Source organism: Mycoplasmoides fastidiosum, from assembly GCF_024498275.1.
GTDB lineage: Bacteria > Bacillota_I > Bacilli_A > Mycoplasmatales > Mycoplasmoidaceae > Mycoplasma_N > Mycoplasma_N fastidiosum.
Genome location: NZ_CP101809.1, coordinates 469,652 through 487,449 on the forward strand (window position 1 = coordinate 469,652; position 17,798 = coordinate 487,449).

5 protein-coding genes are annotated in these 17,798 nt (G+C 35.3%); all 5 read left to right on the forward strand.

Annotated elements, in window-relative coordinates:
- The first annotated feature begins 371 nt into the window (after positions 1–371).
- The 5 genes from NPA10_RS01450 to NPA10_RS01470 all read left to right on the forward strand — a co-directional run bounded on the left by NPA10_RS01450 (position 372) and on the right by NPA10_RS01470 (position 17,481).
- The gene (locus NPA10_RS01450) at positions 372–7,253 is read left to right on the forward strand and encodes a hypothetical protein (RefSeq protein WP_256547768.1); all 6,882 of its coding nucleotides are present in this window, start codon (positions 372–374) and stop codon (positions 7,251–7,253) included.
- A gap of 339 nt (positions 7,254–7,592) precedes the next feature.
- Positions 7,593–7,847, forward strand: coding sequence for a hypothetical protein (locus NPA10_RS01455; RefSeq protein WP_256547769.1), 255 nt, complete (start codon positions 7,593–7,595; stop codon positions 7,845–7,847).
- A 417-nt stretch (positions 7,848–8,264) separates the two neighbouring features.
- Positions 8,265–14,840 carry a hypothetical protein gene (locus NPA10_RS01460; RefSeq protein ID WP_256547770.1) on the forward strand — a complete coding sequence of 2,192 codons (6,576 nt, stop codon included), beginning with the start codon at positions 8,265–8,267 and terminating at the stop codon, positions 14,838–14,840.
- A gap of 327 nt (positions 14,841–15,167) precedes the next feature.
- Positions 15,168–16,694: a glycerol kinase GlpK gene (gene glpK / locus NPA10_RS01465; protein ID WP_256547771.1), complete on the forward strand. Its 1,527-nt coding sequence runs from the start codon at positions 15,168–15,170 to the stop codon at positions 16,692–16,694.
- A 1-nt stretch (position 16,695) separates the two neighbouring features.
- Positions 16,696–17,481, forward strand: coding sequence for an MIP/aquaporin family protein (locus tag NPA10_RS01470; protein WP_256547772.1), 786 nt, complete (start codon positions 16,696–16,698; stop codon positions 17,479–17,481).
- The last annotated feature ends 317 nt before the right edge of the window (positions 17,482–17,798 follow it).

Consider the following 17,798-nt stretch of genomic DNA (forward strand, 5'->3'; position numbering starts at 1 on the left):
AAACTATTTCTTATGATCATGCATTAAAAACAACCACTGGAAATTACCAGTGGTTGTTTTTTTGTTGATTAAATAAACCAAAATAATTTATAAATATTTCTTGTACAAATTCTTGTTATATGTAATGGGGTTTCATGTTAAAAATCGGCTTGAAACATTTACAAACAGCAAAATTTGCTTATGATAAAATTAAACCATTATCAACCGATATTTTTTCATATATTCACAAAATTGTTGTAACTTTTATTGAATGAAGGTCCATTTCATTTTTCAATTAAATGGATAATTAGCTATATTAGCTTTCTTGCTTTGCTTTTTTAACTTTTGAAGTTACAAGTTGTTATTGTTTCGATTTATCATGACCATTTTCAATGAATCCGAAATTTAACAAATTCGTTTTTGGAGCAACTGGTAAAGACCGTTTTTCTTTCTCAACAAATTGCTTAATTAGTTTGGCTCTTTTGACTTCTAGTGTTACTGCTTTTATCAGTTCCACTTATTTAGTACACCAAGCATACCAAGCTCAACAAGCAGCTGAACAAATCGATCCGGTTCAAGCCCGCATTGCCCGCATTACCCAATCTGGCCAAACAACCACGGGGGGGGTTAGTTCTAGTGCTAACTCCGTTGCTGATTCAGATTTAAGTGCGTTTTTAGGCCGTGATTTAGCTGATCTAGAAAACATTATCATCGAAAAAGAAGCTAAAGCAATTTCGTTTCAAGGTGATTTACCCAAAACCGGCATTCGGGTAGTTTCAACTGAAGTTAGTTTGACTAAAAACAGTGAAACAATCAAAGCTAATGCCTATGATTATGTCAATTTAAAATACGTTCAGTATAACAAACAAACTAAAGAATTAAAGGATGTGAAATTTGCTCCGCCTCCAGGTTTGTTTAGTTTAACTGAAACCAGTAATAATTGACCAACCCTAAAAACTTCTGGTAACAAATTAACTGAACTGTTTCCAACTCGGGCAATTCGCAATGCGGTTGGAAGTATTTTAGGTAAAGGTTCTGAAGAAGCTTTTTCTCAAGAAGATTGGTTTAATGCCTTTGATAAAACTAGCATCACTTTAGATTTATCAAATAGTGCATTATCTTCAATTGCGGAGATTTTTAATCCCAACCTGCGTTGGGGTTTAGGGATTTATGATTTGTTAGGCACCGCTAATTCTTCTTCGCGTATCGCTGGTAATTCTAATTTTGAAATTCGTTACCGCGGTTTGAGTACGATTAATGTCGAAGATAATATCATTACCCATTTTCCCAATCCGAATTACAAAAATTTTCCGGCTTTAAAAAACATTCGGGCTAGTCGGAATGCGATTCAAGCGATCGGGAATTTTAATACTTTTAGTAATAATCATTATTCAACTGAGTACCGAACAACTACGGAATTACAAAGTTCCTCACCAACTTCTCAAGACAATCAAAATTATTATGATTATTTAAAAAGTTTGTGAGATACCAATTCTGATGTTAAAGATTTAGCAATTGTTAAAGGTGTTAAAAAGTGATTAGAAATCACTTTGCCTGCTGTGAATTATCTAGGAAGTAGTAGCAGTTCAGTTAGTAAAACTGGCACAAAATCAATTACTGATTATAGTAGTTTTCTAGATGCAGTTTCAGCTGATCCGTTTTATTTTAAAACACGAGACGGCAACAAATATATTAACCAGTCTACAACTTTATCAGCTAATAAAAATGGTTTAAAACCAACAGATACTAGTTCTAGTGATATTCCGTATGATACAACAAGTAACATTACTACAACTGTGGATGGAACATTAGTTAATACGAATAGTAGTACTCATTTCAACTTAGATAAAGGCATCAACTTTGGCGGAGTTAAATTAGATCTTTCCAAAGATATTTATCGGATTGATTTTTCTAACAACCAAATCGAGCGCATTCCGTTATCTAAAAACATGTTTACTAATGTGGATTTTAGTAACAATCGCTTACGCTATATTACCCCAATTGCTGCAAAACCATTACCATGATTTCATGGTTTAAATTTTTTAATTGCTAATCTTACTTCAAGTTTTTACAATGTTGTAAACCCGATCAATTGAATAAAATATTACAATCAAGACAATGAAACCAAACCAAGTAATTGAACTTCGCAAACTGAGCGAATATTTGATGCTTTAAAAACTGGTAATTATAATTACACCCTGCCAAATTTTTCTTTTTATGGCAATCAATTGCTAGATTTTTGACCTCAACAAGATACGAATAGTAGTTGGTACACGTGACCGAAATTAACGATTCCTGAATCTCAAAGAGTTCAAGGCGCGGGAGCAACTGTGAACTCCAATGTTAATGGTTATCCAGTTAGTCCATGAAATCGGCAAATTGGTAACACGACAAATGAGTTTTATCCATGATTTCATCGCGTTTGAATCGGAACCCAAGATGGTAATAATTTATTTTCAACTTATCTGGGTAATTTTGATGGGAATTTTATTCACGATATTCAAAACAGTGCAGGAGGACGAGCCAATTCCAATAATTTGTACGGAATCTTTTTTAACCAATTAAACGATAACAAAATTCTAACTTATTTACAAAGTTATAACAAAACAATCAACTATAACGTGACGATTGCTAAGAAAGAAAATAAAAAATTTGTCCTACCGGGTTTTGATTCTAACGGGGAGTTAAAACAAATTGGCACAACTGCAACACCTGTTCGTAATGCACGTTCAGTTTCTCGAACTGAAGACATGGCACCTGAAAGAAAGGCTTTTGCAGATAATATTTTACAGACCACTTCAGATGCTTACAAATCTTATAATTCCCAAGTGCCTTACATCTTAACCCGCACTCTACCCCAAAACCATTCGGTTACTAATTCTTGAGGTAGACAAGATGGTCGGAATGGTCCAGGACAATCAATTAATGTTCAACTGCTAAACCAAAATAATGAAGATGTAGCTGATACAAATTTTAAAAATATTGATTGGGTAAGTTTGTATGCCAATGCGAATGGACTTCAAAATAATTTAGCTTTTCAAGAATTGACCGCTGAATATCAACCTTCTGAATCAAATGGACTACCAACTGCAATTGTTGGTCAAACTCCCCAAGTTACCAACAACGGTTATAAATTTCTAACTGAAGTTTTAGGACAACTTCCCTATTACAACGGACGAAAAAAAGCAACAACTTGATCTGGTGCAACTGGAAATAAATCATTAGGAATTGATATTCAAACATTTGCTGAAACTAGTGGGACAAATGCAGTGCCTAAATCACCATCATTCAATTTAATTATTTCTGCTCCAACTCAAGAATGAACTTATCGTTACACGATTAATGTACTGACTGATACCAGTTATTTTTTAAACGCTAAAAATACAACAGGTAGTGACAGAACATTTGATGTTTCCACAGCAAGTGATTTTACTAATCGCTTTAAATTTGCATCAATGATCAGTCAAACTGATTTATCCAATAACATTGATCAGTGAACATCAGGAACTAGTTACATTCACAATTACATTCGTAACAACTCCAATGCTTTATTCATTAAAAAAGTAGATCTAATCAAAAATGAAATTGTGGTGGGGTTTGATGTCAATGATCCTAACAACAATAAGATTAGTATTGAAGATATTACATTAACCGGATTTCCGCAACAAAAAGTTTTTTTAATTAATAATGACAAAACTGTTACTAATTTTGATGATGAAACTAATGCCCCAAAAAATTTTGCCTCTAAAGACCGTAGTGCAGCGCTAACATGAATTAAAGATCATGTCGGTGTGCGCTGAATTGGGTTAGAACGAACTGATGGTAAACTAACTTCTGATTTAGAAAACCCATCAGCTTCAGTTACTGATTTGAAAAGTCAAAACATTCATAAATTAGCTGATTTAAAAGCTGCAGATAAATACGTTAGCAGCGTCTTTTTCAATAAGAATGATGGAACATTATCATTCACTTTACAAATCAATGCTAATCCAGTCAATGGTGGGATCAACTTAGTTGAAAACCACACGATTACCACGTTTAAAAAATTTAGTTTTTCCATTAATACCGATAATGCTGCAAAAAATTTAGGTGCTTTAGAATATACGGATAACAAACTCAAAGAATTTGTTACCCTAAAAACTTTTCAAACGATTCAGGGCACAGAAAAAAATATCGTAACTAAACAATGAACAGAAGCTGAAACTGAGAATAAATTAACTGATTTTTTACCACCTGAAACCCAGTTACAATTAACTGATGTTAATCGTAATGATGAAGTTGGTAGTGTGGATTTTGCAGTGACTTTATCTGAAACAACAGGGAGTCATCAAGTAATTGATGTTCGAACGGGCAGTTTTTTTGGGTTATCCAATTTCACTTCTTCATTCACATGAAAACAAAATAATGATCCAGTTTCAGGCATTTCTTTCATCAATTATGATGCTTATAAAGATTCAATCAGTAACTTTCAAACAGCATTATCAGCAGCTACAGAACAAACTAAATTCAGTGAATTATTATTTCCGCTATTAGATTTTAATTCTGCTGCTCCATCATTTGCAACAACTAAGGACAAAGAATTAAATGGCGCTACAGCGTTAGATGACACAAAACAAAAACAATTAGTCATTGGTTTTGGTAGTGTACCAAGTCATGATCGAGATACAATTAAAAAACACGTAAGTTTACGCACTGATGCAGATTTAGTTGAAATTAATGGCTTGGTAATTAAAGGTGGATATTTAAACGGTAAATTCTATCAAGGCACTGAAGCGAATGCACCAATTACCCGATTACCAAATTTATTAGTCGCTTTTAAACCTAATACTACCCAAAACCAAGCAATTGATGATAAATACAAATCATCAGCAACTCCAAATGCCACTAATAAACCAGATTCCACTTATACTGGAGGCGGATCTTTATTCCATGATGCGTTAGCTAAGCAATGAAAAGATTTATTACCAAGTGAATGATTGGCGGAATTACGCCGGTTAAAAAATCTGCAAACTAGTCAACTACCAAGTCAAGTGAATTATCAAACCTATGATAATTTGACGGGATTTTTAAACCATGTGTTAACCACTTCGACATCAAATACCAGCTATCAAACATATGTTGATTTAAATGACTTCAGTGGGATCCAAATTAACAATTCTACGGGTGAAGTTAAAATTGCGGCCAATACTTTATTTGTTAATAATGTTTATAAAAATTCAGCTAAACCAGAACGCAATCCGGCTCCAGAATTTTATAACCAACCAATTAGTTTCTTCTTAAGTAACTACTTTTTCCGGATTGATGCGGAAATTAAAAAACAATTACCCTTTGCAGCTAATGTTGATGTGAATCGCACTTTTGCCAACGAAAGTGTGCTAGGGATTGTGAACCAACTGCAGGACTTGTTAGCAAAAGCCCAAAAACTATATAATGCTCCAGCTAACCAACCATTAACTGGTGCGGATTTGTTAGCGGCTGAAGATGCGATTAACATTTTAAAATTTAAATTTATTCACCCGATTTATTACACGAATCCGGATGCAGAACGGTTTTTTACCACAACATTTACCAGTCAAGATGTGGATCAAACTAATGTCGGCAAAATGACAAAGTTCACTAATCTAGCATTCAGTGCTGCAGATTATAATGCGGGGAGCTTAACTGTTAAAGTTCAAGTGGAAAATTATATTACCGGATTAAGTGCGGGTCATTTTACTTTAGCTAATAAAGAACAAACTTTTGAAATCACGAATGCTTTAGGGGTGTTTTTGTTACCCAGTTGAAAAAACTTTACTGAAAGCAATTTAAAAATTCGCACTGATGATGAGAAACTAAGGAATTTAGATGGAGAATCCAGTTCAGGAACAGTAACGAATAACCAATTTCAAAATTTAACTGTCGAAGAATACTACCAACAATTAATTCACCAAATTAATCCAGTTAATAATGATTATGTTGAACTAACTAATACCGATCAACTTTTAGATTTAGTCAGTTGAACCTTAGTTGATAATACCGGAATTGCAATTAGTAATCAACACCAACAATATAATGAAGCTTTTCAAATTTTGAAACAGCAACTGGAAAAATATCGTTTCAGTTTTAATGTGCGCAAAGCGGATTTATATTACAGTGCGAAAAACGAACAAATTTACGTGCTTAATCCGTTCTTGCATTTTCATGTTCCTAATGCAACTGATCAACAAACTGAAATTCTGAAAAACATTTTTGATTTGAATAAAACAACCCAAAGTTTAATTGATCAAACGGGTAATTATGTTAATGTTGGTTTGAATAATGTAATTATTCAGGGTTTTAAACGCCAACCAATTGTAATTCATCCCCAAGCTTATGACCAAGCTGATTATCAACTGAATTTTAACGGGAGTTTTAAAGCAGTTAAAGATGTTTCGGGCGCAGACATTTTAGGGTGATTAAGAACAAATTTACACGAACCAGCCGCTATTAATACGTTCTTACAATCTTTCTTCCAAGTTCAAGGATTTTCCCGCCCAACCAATCCATTGTCATTAGTGTTAAATCCCCGTTTTGCGCAATTATTAGCCACCCAAACTCCAGTTGAGCAGTTAACTGATTACATTTTAATTAACGACGGTATTGGTCAGCTGACTTTTTTAGCTGGCAGTATCCAATTAGTTAATAGTTATCAGACAACAGTTGATGATTTAAACCCCAATCCGATTAGTTTAACCCCATTTTTAGCAAAGTTTGATCAAGCCCAAATTGATTTAACCCAACTAAAATTAGTGAACACAGGGATTGTAGCTGAAACAACCGAACAGATTACCACGGATTTAGTCCGAGAAGGAATTCAAGCGAACATTCGCAATACCACTATGGCTTTACAATCTGATCAATTTGCTTTGGCTTATCGGTATTTACAATTAAGTGAAGTTTTAATTAGTGAAAATGACCAACAACGCTTAATCATTCGGGCCATTCAATCTGATCTGGTTAACAACCAGATTATCATTGATTATGAAATTGAAAATGCGTTTGTGAACGGACAAGTTAAAAATTTACAGAAACAACTAGTTTTAACTGGGTTTGATTCGAATTCACATGTTTTTGTTAACACCCATTTACCATGAATTATGGTCTTATTAACCCTTTTAGGGGTTGGGATTTATTATGGGATTTGACGGCACCGTCATACCACTAGCAGCATTAAATACATGCAAACTACAACCCAACAAACGCGTGCTCCAAATAAAAAACTTCGCCAAACAAAATCCAAAAAACAAGCAGAATAACTAATAATCAAACTAGACAAGTTGTCATAAATTTTCTCATTGCAATAAATCATTATTGACTACATTTAGTTAACAAACTTCTTGGTATATGCAAGTGAAATTGAAACTATAAAACTAAGTTCGGAGTTTAACAAAAACTAGAAATCTTAACTGTGGTAGAATTGAAGTAATATTACCCAATATTCTTTATTTTGCTCTCAAGTAGCATAACTTTTTTCAATAATTACATGTTCAATTTTTGAATTGAACATGTAATTTGCTATATTAATTTTTGTAACTTATTTCTTATTCATTTAAAGTTACAAGTTGTCATTGTTGGAATTGATTATTTAATTTTCAATGACTGGAAAATTCAACCAATTGTTTATGGCATCTGCTGATAAATATGCATTTTCTTGAACAAGAAAATGACCAATCAATTTTGCTATTTTTATTTCTAGGACTGTTAGTTTTATAAACTTAGCTTATTGATTTGATCACAAATCCCCAAACCAACAACTTGTGGACCCAACTATTGCAGTACAAAATGGTTGAGCTCACATGATGCAACCAAATCAAGTAATTGCGTCGGGGGGGGGCTTTATTTGCCACTAATTTCACCGACAATAATGGAATTAATTTATTAAAAAATAATTTCATTTTCACTCTCCAAATTTTTAGCCCAAACCCCAGCACAGGTTTGGGTTTTTGGCGTTTGTCAAACAGCACAGTTTCGCACTTTTTAAAAACCAATAATATTAACCGAAAAATTAAGTATTGTTACTGGAATAAATTGGGGTTTGATCTTCCTAATTATTTGCAGATATTACAACATGCATCATTGTTGTTGTGTTACTAAATGACTTTAAATGCATCTAGGGAGTAACCCAGTTTACTGGGACTCGTTCAATCAAATTTCGTCGTTTCAAACCAAAGACGAACAATGGTTTTTTTCATTAGGATCAAACTAAATAATTTTCTATGAATCGCAAACAAAAATTGCTACTTCAAAATCTCCGAACAAATAATTGAATGATTTTCGGTTTAATCACTTTAGCCAGTTTCAGTTTAAGCATCAGTCAAATGACACAATTGCAGCCTGGTTTAAACTATCGGGTTCAAGACCACAAAACTGATCAACAAGCAACAACAACAGTTCACTATGTGGACTGAGCTGATGAATCTAGTGTCAAACGGATTATTGATGTTTTTCCCTTATCCCGTTTAGCCACCCGGGTATTAGATGCATTGAAAGCAACCGAACAAACCATTAGTAATTCCCAGTATGATTTAGGAGTTAATTCCCAAGTTACTAAAGCTGCTTTAGCAAAGGTTAAATCACTTGATTTAAGCGATTTAAATTTAACTGAAATTGATGCGATTTTAAACCCCGCAATTGTTTGGAGTGAATTGTGAAATATTAATTTGTCTAACAATCATTTTGGGGATTATGAAATTAAGTTTGACAAAACTAAAATGCCAAAATTGTATAAAATTTTGGCAACTAATTCTCACTTAAATAAGATGATTAATGTTGCTTCTTATGTTCTGGATCCATTTGACCAATTAACTGAAGGCACAGAAGAGAGAACTAATGCCGAAAACCAGTACAACACCCCAATTCATCAAGGTGTACCACGGTTTTATGATGTGGCGTCAAACAACATTCGCGAAATTCCCAAATACTATTTAAAAATTAATTTGGCTTATTTAAACATGAGCAATAATAAATTAGGTTCAGGAACCGAAACTGATCCACTGGGGATTTATGCAACGCCGTGATATTCATTAAAAACAACTACGAATACTACAGGATTATTAAGTATTCAAGACCCAAATATTCGCGGCCCATACGGCATTGATGTTTATAATTCGGGGGATAAAAAAGTAAATGATCAAACCCAATATAAATATACGGATGAACAAGTTGCCCGTTGACGTCAATCTCCCTGACCAATTCGGGGATTAACGTTTGGCAATTACAATGATGTTCCCAATCAAACAGATCAACAATTAGATGCTAATGTCGTTCATGCCAATGGCATGACGGCTTCTTCAGGCGGTAAAAATCCTTATTTTAGTTTTTCTAATAATAACCTTGTAGCACCAATGGTTTTCCGGAATACGAACGTTAATTTTGATTCTAATTCATCGACCTCACCCCAACAAAAAAGTGTCAATTTATATGTTGGGTTAAATGATTACAAATCATCGGCTTACAAACAAACCCAACAAGAAATCATTACTACTTCTACAAATAAAAATGATGCGACTAACCCCAATGCGAATGCGGAAATGTTAGTGCCCCAACCCGATTCCATTTTTCCGTTTATGGGGGTCAATGGGTGGACAACAGGCATTCGTCCTGGTTATAATTTTGCTCGGCCGTTATTAAGTGTTTATTCGTTTCGATCATTTAATGGTTTTGGTTTATTAGAACAAAACCAAGATTCACGAGCTGATAATGCGGATGGAAATGACTGGGATAACATGACCGAATCTGCACCATCAAGTAGTGGGGGAGATAGTTCAGCAGCTTCACAACCACCTATGCCAGATCCGTATGGTGGTACAACTGCTTTAAGTGGGGGCACAGGTATTAGTTGAAAGGTTCCTAAACTGTCAGATTTTGGTAAACAAGAAGATGATAGTTGAACAGGATTATACAATCCTGACGAACGTGCCGCTAATGCCCCAACTCTAGAGAGTTTTATTAACGGAACTAATAACGGGAAAAAAAGTGGATTCTGGGGCACTAAAGGGTGAGTTACAATTCCTAGAAATAATGGTGGTTCAGGGCGCATGAGTTTTACGGATGTAAATAACCAAACATATTACAAACGGTACAAACCCTTTCGCACTTATTTAATCACGGCTAAATCATTTGCTAAATCCGAACGGGGCGCAGATTATCAACCAGTTTTTGATGGTAATGTCTTTTATGATGCGCGGAATTATGAAAACTTTAACGCCCGGTTAAATTTTTCGCCATCAGGGCGGAGCGAAATTGGGTTGATGGCCAATTATGCAGAAAACCCGATTAATCTTTATAACGGAAATGCAGCTGGGAAAAGATCTGGTCAAAATGTCAACAATAGTATTAGACACTTTGGTAGTGTTTTTGGGAATCTACCGATTATGAACTTAACCGTTGGTTCACCAGTTACTTGAGTATCGAATATTAACCGTGACAGTAGTTTTGGGGTCAGAAAAGATGCTCCCATTCCTTATACTTCATCACTTGTGATGAATAATGGTTTATACAATTATTCCAGTTATTTTAATGTGGTTGATACCATTGCTACAGAATTAGATCAAACTAGTAATTTTGCTAGTGCTGTAGCTGCAACAGCTGACACTAATGATTTAAATTTATCCGAATATCACAATAAATTTCCCCAAAATGTCCGGGTCGATGATATTTTAGATGGACAAAATAAATTTTGAAAATCAACTAAAAAATTTGATGAAATTTATATGGAGCGGTTGAATGAAAATAATGTCAAACTCAGCTATGATCCAGAAGCAGGATCATTAACTTACCAATTCCGTATTTATTCGCCGGGTTATTCTCGTCAGGGCCGGTTGTACAAAATGGGTGATACTCAAGCTACAGCTTCTAATGACAGTACGCCAACGATTGATGTCACAGTCAATAAAACTGTCACCGGATTTGCTCAAGCGCAAATTCAAAAAGAAAATGAACAAGGAAGTTTTGAAGCTTTCACTTCTAGTAGCGCAAAGAATAATTTATTAGAATATGCTGCGCCACAAAGTGCTAAAGCGGCAATTAGTACAGTTGCTGATTACAATAAAGTTACAGCAGCTTTAATTGCTAAAACTTTTAAAACCAACTACTTGGGCAACAAAATGGTTGATAATGCCCAACAATCAACGATTGAAGCTAACCAAGATCAATTAACCCATGTTAATGCCCAATGAATTACTGAGATCATTAAAAACCAAGTGGATGGAACGGTGCAATTTAAAGTGGAAATTCCTGATTACACCTTTGCAAACGGGACCAGTTTTAGTTATCCAACTCAGCTAAAAAATGTCGTTTATAAATGAACCGGATTGCCAAAAACCAATACCACGGTAATTGGGAAAAACATTGCTGATGCTGATGCGGCACAAACTTTTAATGCCACAACTTTTGGTAGTGATCAAGCTAAACTAGATTTATTTAATAAAATTATTGCTAAACCAGCAAGTGCGATTACTGCTCAAGATATTTTTGAATTAGGTGCAGTCACCACAGATGTTTCCACTTGAAAATCAGTAACAAAAACTGATGCTAATCAATACTTCACCCTGTTTCCTAATGATGCAAACGGAACACTATTATGACAAGTGCGAATTCCGGGCGATTTAGTTAATGGTATTCCCGAACAACGGATTACAGTGTTATGAGAACATTTGTTCAACCAAACAACAACAGTCACTTGAAAAACCCAAGACCAATTAAACAGTTTTTTATTAGGCAAAACTCCTGAAGAAATTGAGGCCGCATTTAAAGCTAATCCGCAAATTTTTTTAAATGTTGTGAACAAGCCTAACAACAATCAATTAACAACTGCTGATTTAGTAACCCAAGCAGATAACTTCATTAAAAGTATGGTTAACGGCCAAATTCGGTTCACAAATATTCGGTTAAAAAATCATTTTTTAAATGGGATTAAATATAACAATGGTCAGCCAGAAAATCAAACTGCTACAAAAACCCCGACTTATCTAACGATTCCAATTTCACCTAACTACCAAGGTCAACGTCCTGTATCTTCTTTAACTTGAGCAACAGATGATCAAATTATTACGAATATTAAAAATTATTTAAAAACCAATAATTTAGTCCAAGTTGATCCCAATAATAATCAAGCCACAACAATTGAAGAAGTCTTAAACCAAATGAATGTTTATGATTTAAAACAAGCGATTGTTAACAATAATCTCAACTTAACTGACATGAACTTGTTCACTCTACAAAACATTAACAAAAATAATTTTGCTTTAAAAACAACGTTAAATGAAGCTTTAGTGGCTAATAATCAAACTGGGCAATTAACTTTTCAAAATTTGCAATTTAAAAACTGACAAGAAGCGAATAGTTTTATTACAGTAACTCACGATGTACCAGAACATAGTGTCCAAGCCAGTTCAGTTGTCAACAGTTTCATCTGATCCCAATCAATCAGTTCGGCTTTAGCGAATAAATCAGTTTTAGAAGTCGAACAAATTTTTAGTTCACCCACTTTAGCCCCTGCTTACATTGATGCACTCAATGTTGGTAAAAAAACTTTTGATGTTAACAACATCAGCGAAAACCATTACCGCATTGATCCAACCAAAATTCAAGTTGATTTAGTTGCGGGTACCATTACATTTGCAGCCAATGCGATAACCATGACCAATTTTGTTTCCACTGCGGGTCAAGAACCAGTCGATCATGTGGTAACTGAAGCTAAAACTTATAGTCTACCAAATAAATATTTAACTACTTTTCAGGTTAATACCAACATCACTTCTGCGGCTGGGTTTAAAGATGATTATGCCAAATTTTATTTTGGTTACAGTTACACCGCAGCCGGAATTACTCCCGCCCAAAAACAAGTTGTTGATGATGCAGTTGCCAGTTTAAATACCCCCAATTTAGTTCATCAAACCACCCAAGTTGGTTCAAACTTAATCCGCAGATGATTAGTGAATAATAATGCGGCGCGCATTAATCCAACTGATTTAGTCCGCATTAACCAACTAAAAGCACAGTCAGCAAATGACTTCATTAAGAAGACGAATTTTCAAAATTATTTTTATTTGCCCAATTATTTAGCATTTGTTAATTCGGCGGTATCAAGCGGAGTTAACCGCACTTATTTCATTGCTGAACGGATTGAAGCATCGGCTTTAGACTCTTCCATTTTGATTATTCGCAAACCCCACATTGTGAATTATTTAGCCAACGGTTCAACCCAACTACATTTGGTTAATGACTTCATTTATGTGAATTTTTTACGCAATGGTACCACAGTCATTTTTCATAAATACGCAAACCAAGAGGTCCCTGAACAATTAAGCCAGGGCGAATTTAGTGCTAACTTATTAGCGCCATTATGAAACGATGTTGATGCAGCCACCATGAAAGCCGATTTAGAATTTTTGACTGCCAATCGCAAAAATTTATCGGTGCGCGCCTCCCACCGTTGACGCTCCATTCAGCAAGCCTGAATTAGTACTTTTATGGCTAATAATGTGCCGTATGGGGGAGCATATGATACCACGATTGCTTATCCGGCTGAGATTGAAATTTCCAATGGTGAGCGGACTTTAAAAGTTAATAAACTGATCTTTGCGTTATATGCGAATACCACGGATGAGAATAGTCCGGTAGTTCCTGATTATGAAATTGAAGTGGCCGAAATTTGGTATTTAAACACCGGAGCCAACACCGAATTTATCTGTAATCCACTAGCAGACTATGAAGATATTCTAAACCAACCCCCAAGTATATTATTAACTCAATTGGGTTTACAATTGGGAGCCCAAACTGATCCAACTTTTAGCTTCCAACAATTTTTAAACCAAAAAGTTTATCACTTACGCAATGCCACCAATTCAGTTTTAACTAGTGGTTCTGATCCAACTAATATTATTGGCCCCGTTGGTCAAATTGGCAATATTAGTTTAACTGGGAGTGAATTACGGTTAAGTCAAATTCGCATTTTAACCCCCTGAACCGAAGGGAAAATTGGACCCACTTTAGAACTGCCCGATATTGTTTTACAATTTGCAGTGAGTTCAACTGAATTATTACCCAACAACAATACGATAATCATTAATTGATTACGCAATTTATTTGGTTTAACCAAATCGGTTTCAGAACTATTATTTGATTTGCAACAAGCTGTTTTACACAACCAGTTTACTGAAACAGATTTCAATGAAATGCTGATGCTGGGTAATGGTTTAGTTTTTTTAAACTCGGTTTTCAATGACCCCCAAACCCGACCTCGCTTAACTCCTAGTGCTAAATTAGTTGATTCAATAAGTATTAATCACATTAGTGGGGTAATTAGTTTAAAAAACTTACAAATTTTACACGGGTATGTTCACAATGTGCCCCAAAACAACGATGTGATTGCAGTCCCAGAAATTAAATTAACCGTTGACACCGCTTTCACAACTGAATTCACTACCAACTTTGAAGCACTACGACAGGATAATACTTTAAATCAATTACGCCCGTCTGCAATTGAAACCCTTTTAAAATCCGACCAACAACGGTTGCGCTCACTGGTTCAATTTATGAGTGATCATAAACAAATTGAAGACCCAATTATTAAGGTAAGTGCTAATGACTTATTAGGACGATTATACATTCAACTCCAATTCCAAAACTACTACCAAGATGGTACTAATTTAGGAACTCAAACTTTTTGGTATACGGTTGGTGATTTTAAAAACCAATTACCACTTTTACTAGGTCCAATTTTTGGGGGAAGTGGGACTATTGGAACTTTAACAGGAGCTTATTTACTTTGAAAACGCTACCGGGGTCGTAGTAAACGGTTGTACATGGCGCAAACTGTGAAAAAATCCAAAAATAATTAATCCTGCAAAAAAGTGTCATTGTTCACTGAATCAATTCCAAAATCCTGCCAATTCCACAACTAATCTAGTTGTGGAATTGTTGTATCTAAATGGTATTATTATGACCCCAAAAATTGTTAAGCATTAGCTGGTGTCTGTTAAAAAGGATTTTTTTGCTGCATTTTTGGTGAAAAAAACGGCTTCTTTTGTTGATAATGCGAAAAAACATTTAAAATAAAATCGAACAAATCTGAACTAGTTAGTTTAGGTTTGCGTGGTGCTGGAGGTTACAGTTGCATTAAGTAACCACCAGAATCACAAATTGCTTAACAATTCAAGAAGAAAGAAATGTTTATGGAAAAATATGTCATTACCCTTGATTCAGGTACAACATCTTGTCGCTCACTAGTTGTTGACCATCAAGGCCAAATTATTGCGCTTGCACAAAAAGAATTCACCCAGTATTTTCCTAAATCTGGTTGGGTTGAGCATGATCCGATTGAGATTTGGAACACCCAATTATCAACTATGCAAACCGCTAAGCACCAAGCGAAAATTAAATCCTTTAATTTAGCAGCTTTAGGAATTACAAACCAACGTGAAACGATTATTCTTTGGGATCAGAAAACCGGATTACCAGTTTATAACGGTATTGTTTGACAAGACCGCCGAACAAGTGAATTTTGTGACCAGTTAATTGCTGCTGGTCATAGCGAAATGATTAGTGCAAAAACCGGATTAGTTATTAATCCGTATTTTAGTGGAACCAAAATCCACTGGATTTTACAAAACGTTCCTGAAGCTCAACATGCTTTACAAAATAACCGCTTGTTAGCAGGAACTGTTGACACTTGATTAATCTGGAAACTAACCGGGGGAAAAGTGCATGCCACTGATGTTTCCAACGCTTCTCGAACCATGTTATTCAACATTCACACCCAAGATTGGGATCAAGAAATTCTGGATTTATTAGGAATTCCTCGTGCAATTCTGCCCCAAGTGCACGCTTCTTCTGATGCGCAAGCTTATGGGATTGTTGAACCAAAACATTGATCAGCCAAAGCTGTGGGCGAAGTTCCAATTACCGGAGTGGTAGGGGACCAACAATCCGCGTTATTTGGACAATTGTGTGTGGAAACCGGAATGGTAAAAAACACTTATGGAACCGGTTGTTTTACTTTAGTGAACACGGGCACTCAAGCAGTGCGTTCTGAAAATAAATTATTAACCACCATTGCCTGAAAAATTGGTGATCAGCCAACTGTTTATGCGTTAGAAGGTTCAGTTTTCATTGCTGGAGCCGCAATTCAATGGTTACGTGATTCAATTCAGTTAATTGCTAATTCCCGGGAAGCTGATTATTATGCTTCATTAGTTGATGATGATCAACGCGTTTATATGGTTCCTTCATTTACGGGTTTAGGTGCACCTTATTGGGATTCTTATTCCCGGGGAGCTTTGTTTGGATTAGAACGCGGAACTAAAAAAGAACACATCATTCGCGCTACTTTAGAAGCCATTGCCTACCAGTCTAATGACTTAATTGAAGCAATGACCAAAGATTTACAAAAACCAATTGTGGTTTTAAAAGTCGATGGTGGAGCTTCAAATTCTAATTATCTAATGCAGTTTCAATCCTCTATTTCCCACTTAGAAGTTATTCGCCCAGAAAACACCGAAACTACTGCTATGGGCGCGTCTTATATGGCGGGGTTAGCTGTGGGTTATTGAACCAGTATTGAAGAACTAAAAACAATTGCTAAAGTTGCCAAAGTATTTCAACCAGAACTAAGCCCTGAAGTGGTACAAACCTTATTAAAAGGGTGGAACCAAGCTGTGAAGCGAACATTAAACTGAACAAAGGATATTCGTTAAAATGCATTTAGATATTTTGTCTGAATTTTTAGGCACAATGGTCTTAATCCTGTTAGGGAACGGGGTTGGTTTTTCGGTTAGTCATTCCCGAATGTTTGCTAACCAACCAGGTAAATGGGTTGTAATCGCGTTTGCTTGGGGTTTTGCGGTAATGATGGGCGTGATTGTTTCTCAAGCATTAAACGGAGTGGCTCATTTAAACCCTGCAGTTACGTTGTTTGCTTGAATTAGTAATCCTGAATTTGCTAGTGGTTTAGGTGGAGCTTTACCTGTAGTTTATATTTTGGCCCAGTTTGGTGGAGCAATGTTTGGACAAATGGTTTTAGATTTCATTAACTGAAAACACATTGTGGAAACTGATGCGGCGATTGTCCGCAGCACCCACTGTACTGGACCAGCTTTCACTAATGGAGGTAAAGACCGGGCAGTTGTATTTAATTTTGCTTATGAATTAGTTGGTACTTTAACTTTAGTTGGCTTAATTCTGGCTTTTGGTCGGGGCAATAATTCCCAATCCTTAAGTTCATTAGGACCAATTCCTGTAACTTTATTAGTGGTTGTGATCGGGATGTCTATTGGTTCATCTACTGGTTATGCAATTAATCCAGCTCGGGATTTAGGACCCCGCATTGTTTATTTTTTCCTGGAAAAATTCGCCTATCCCATCAAACAAAAACCAACGATTGGCGCGAATTTTCAATACGGCTGATTACCAGTTTTAGCACCTGCATTAGGGGGTATTATTATCGGGCTATTTGGTTTATTACCAAATGTTGCTGCTGCTTAATACAGGGTTTGTAGTCACGATTAACAAAAAACACAAATGAAATTTCATTTGTGTTTTTTGTTGAATGAAGACAACAACCACGGATTAATCAATCAAAAATGCAACACTGGAATAACGAGATTGAAAAATAATTTTGGGTCGGATTAATTCTGTAAATTAATGTTAAAAAAATTCGCTTTTTGAGTCAAATTAACTTAATAAATAAGTGCAGCAATTATTAGTCAAAATTATTGAACTAACTAGGTATTAATGGGTTCTTTTGCCCCCTGATAACCCAGTGTTCTTTCTAACCAGCTCCAGAAGCGATTGAATTTTTG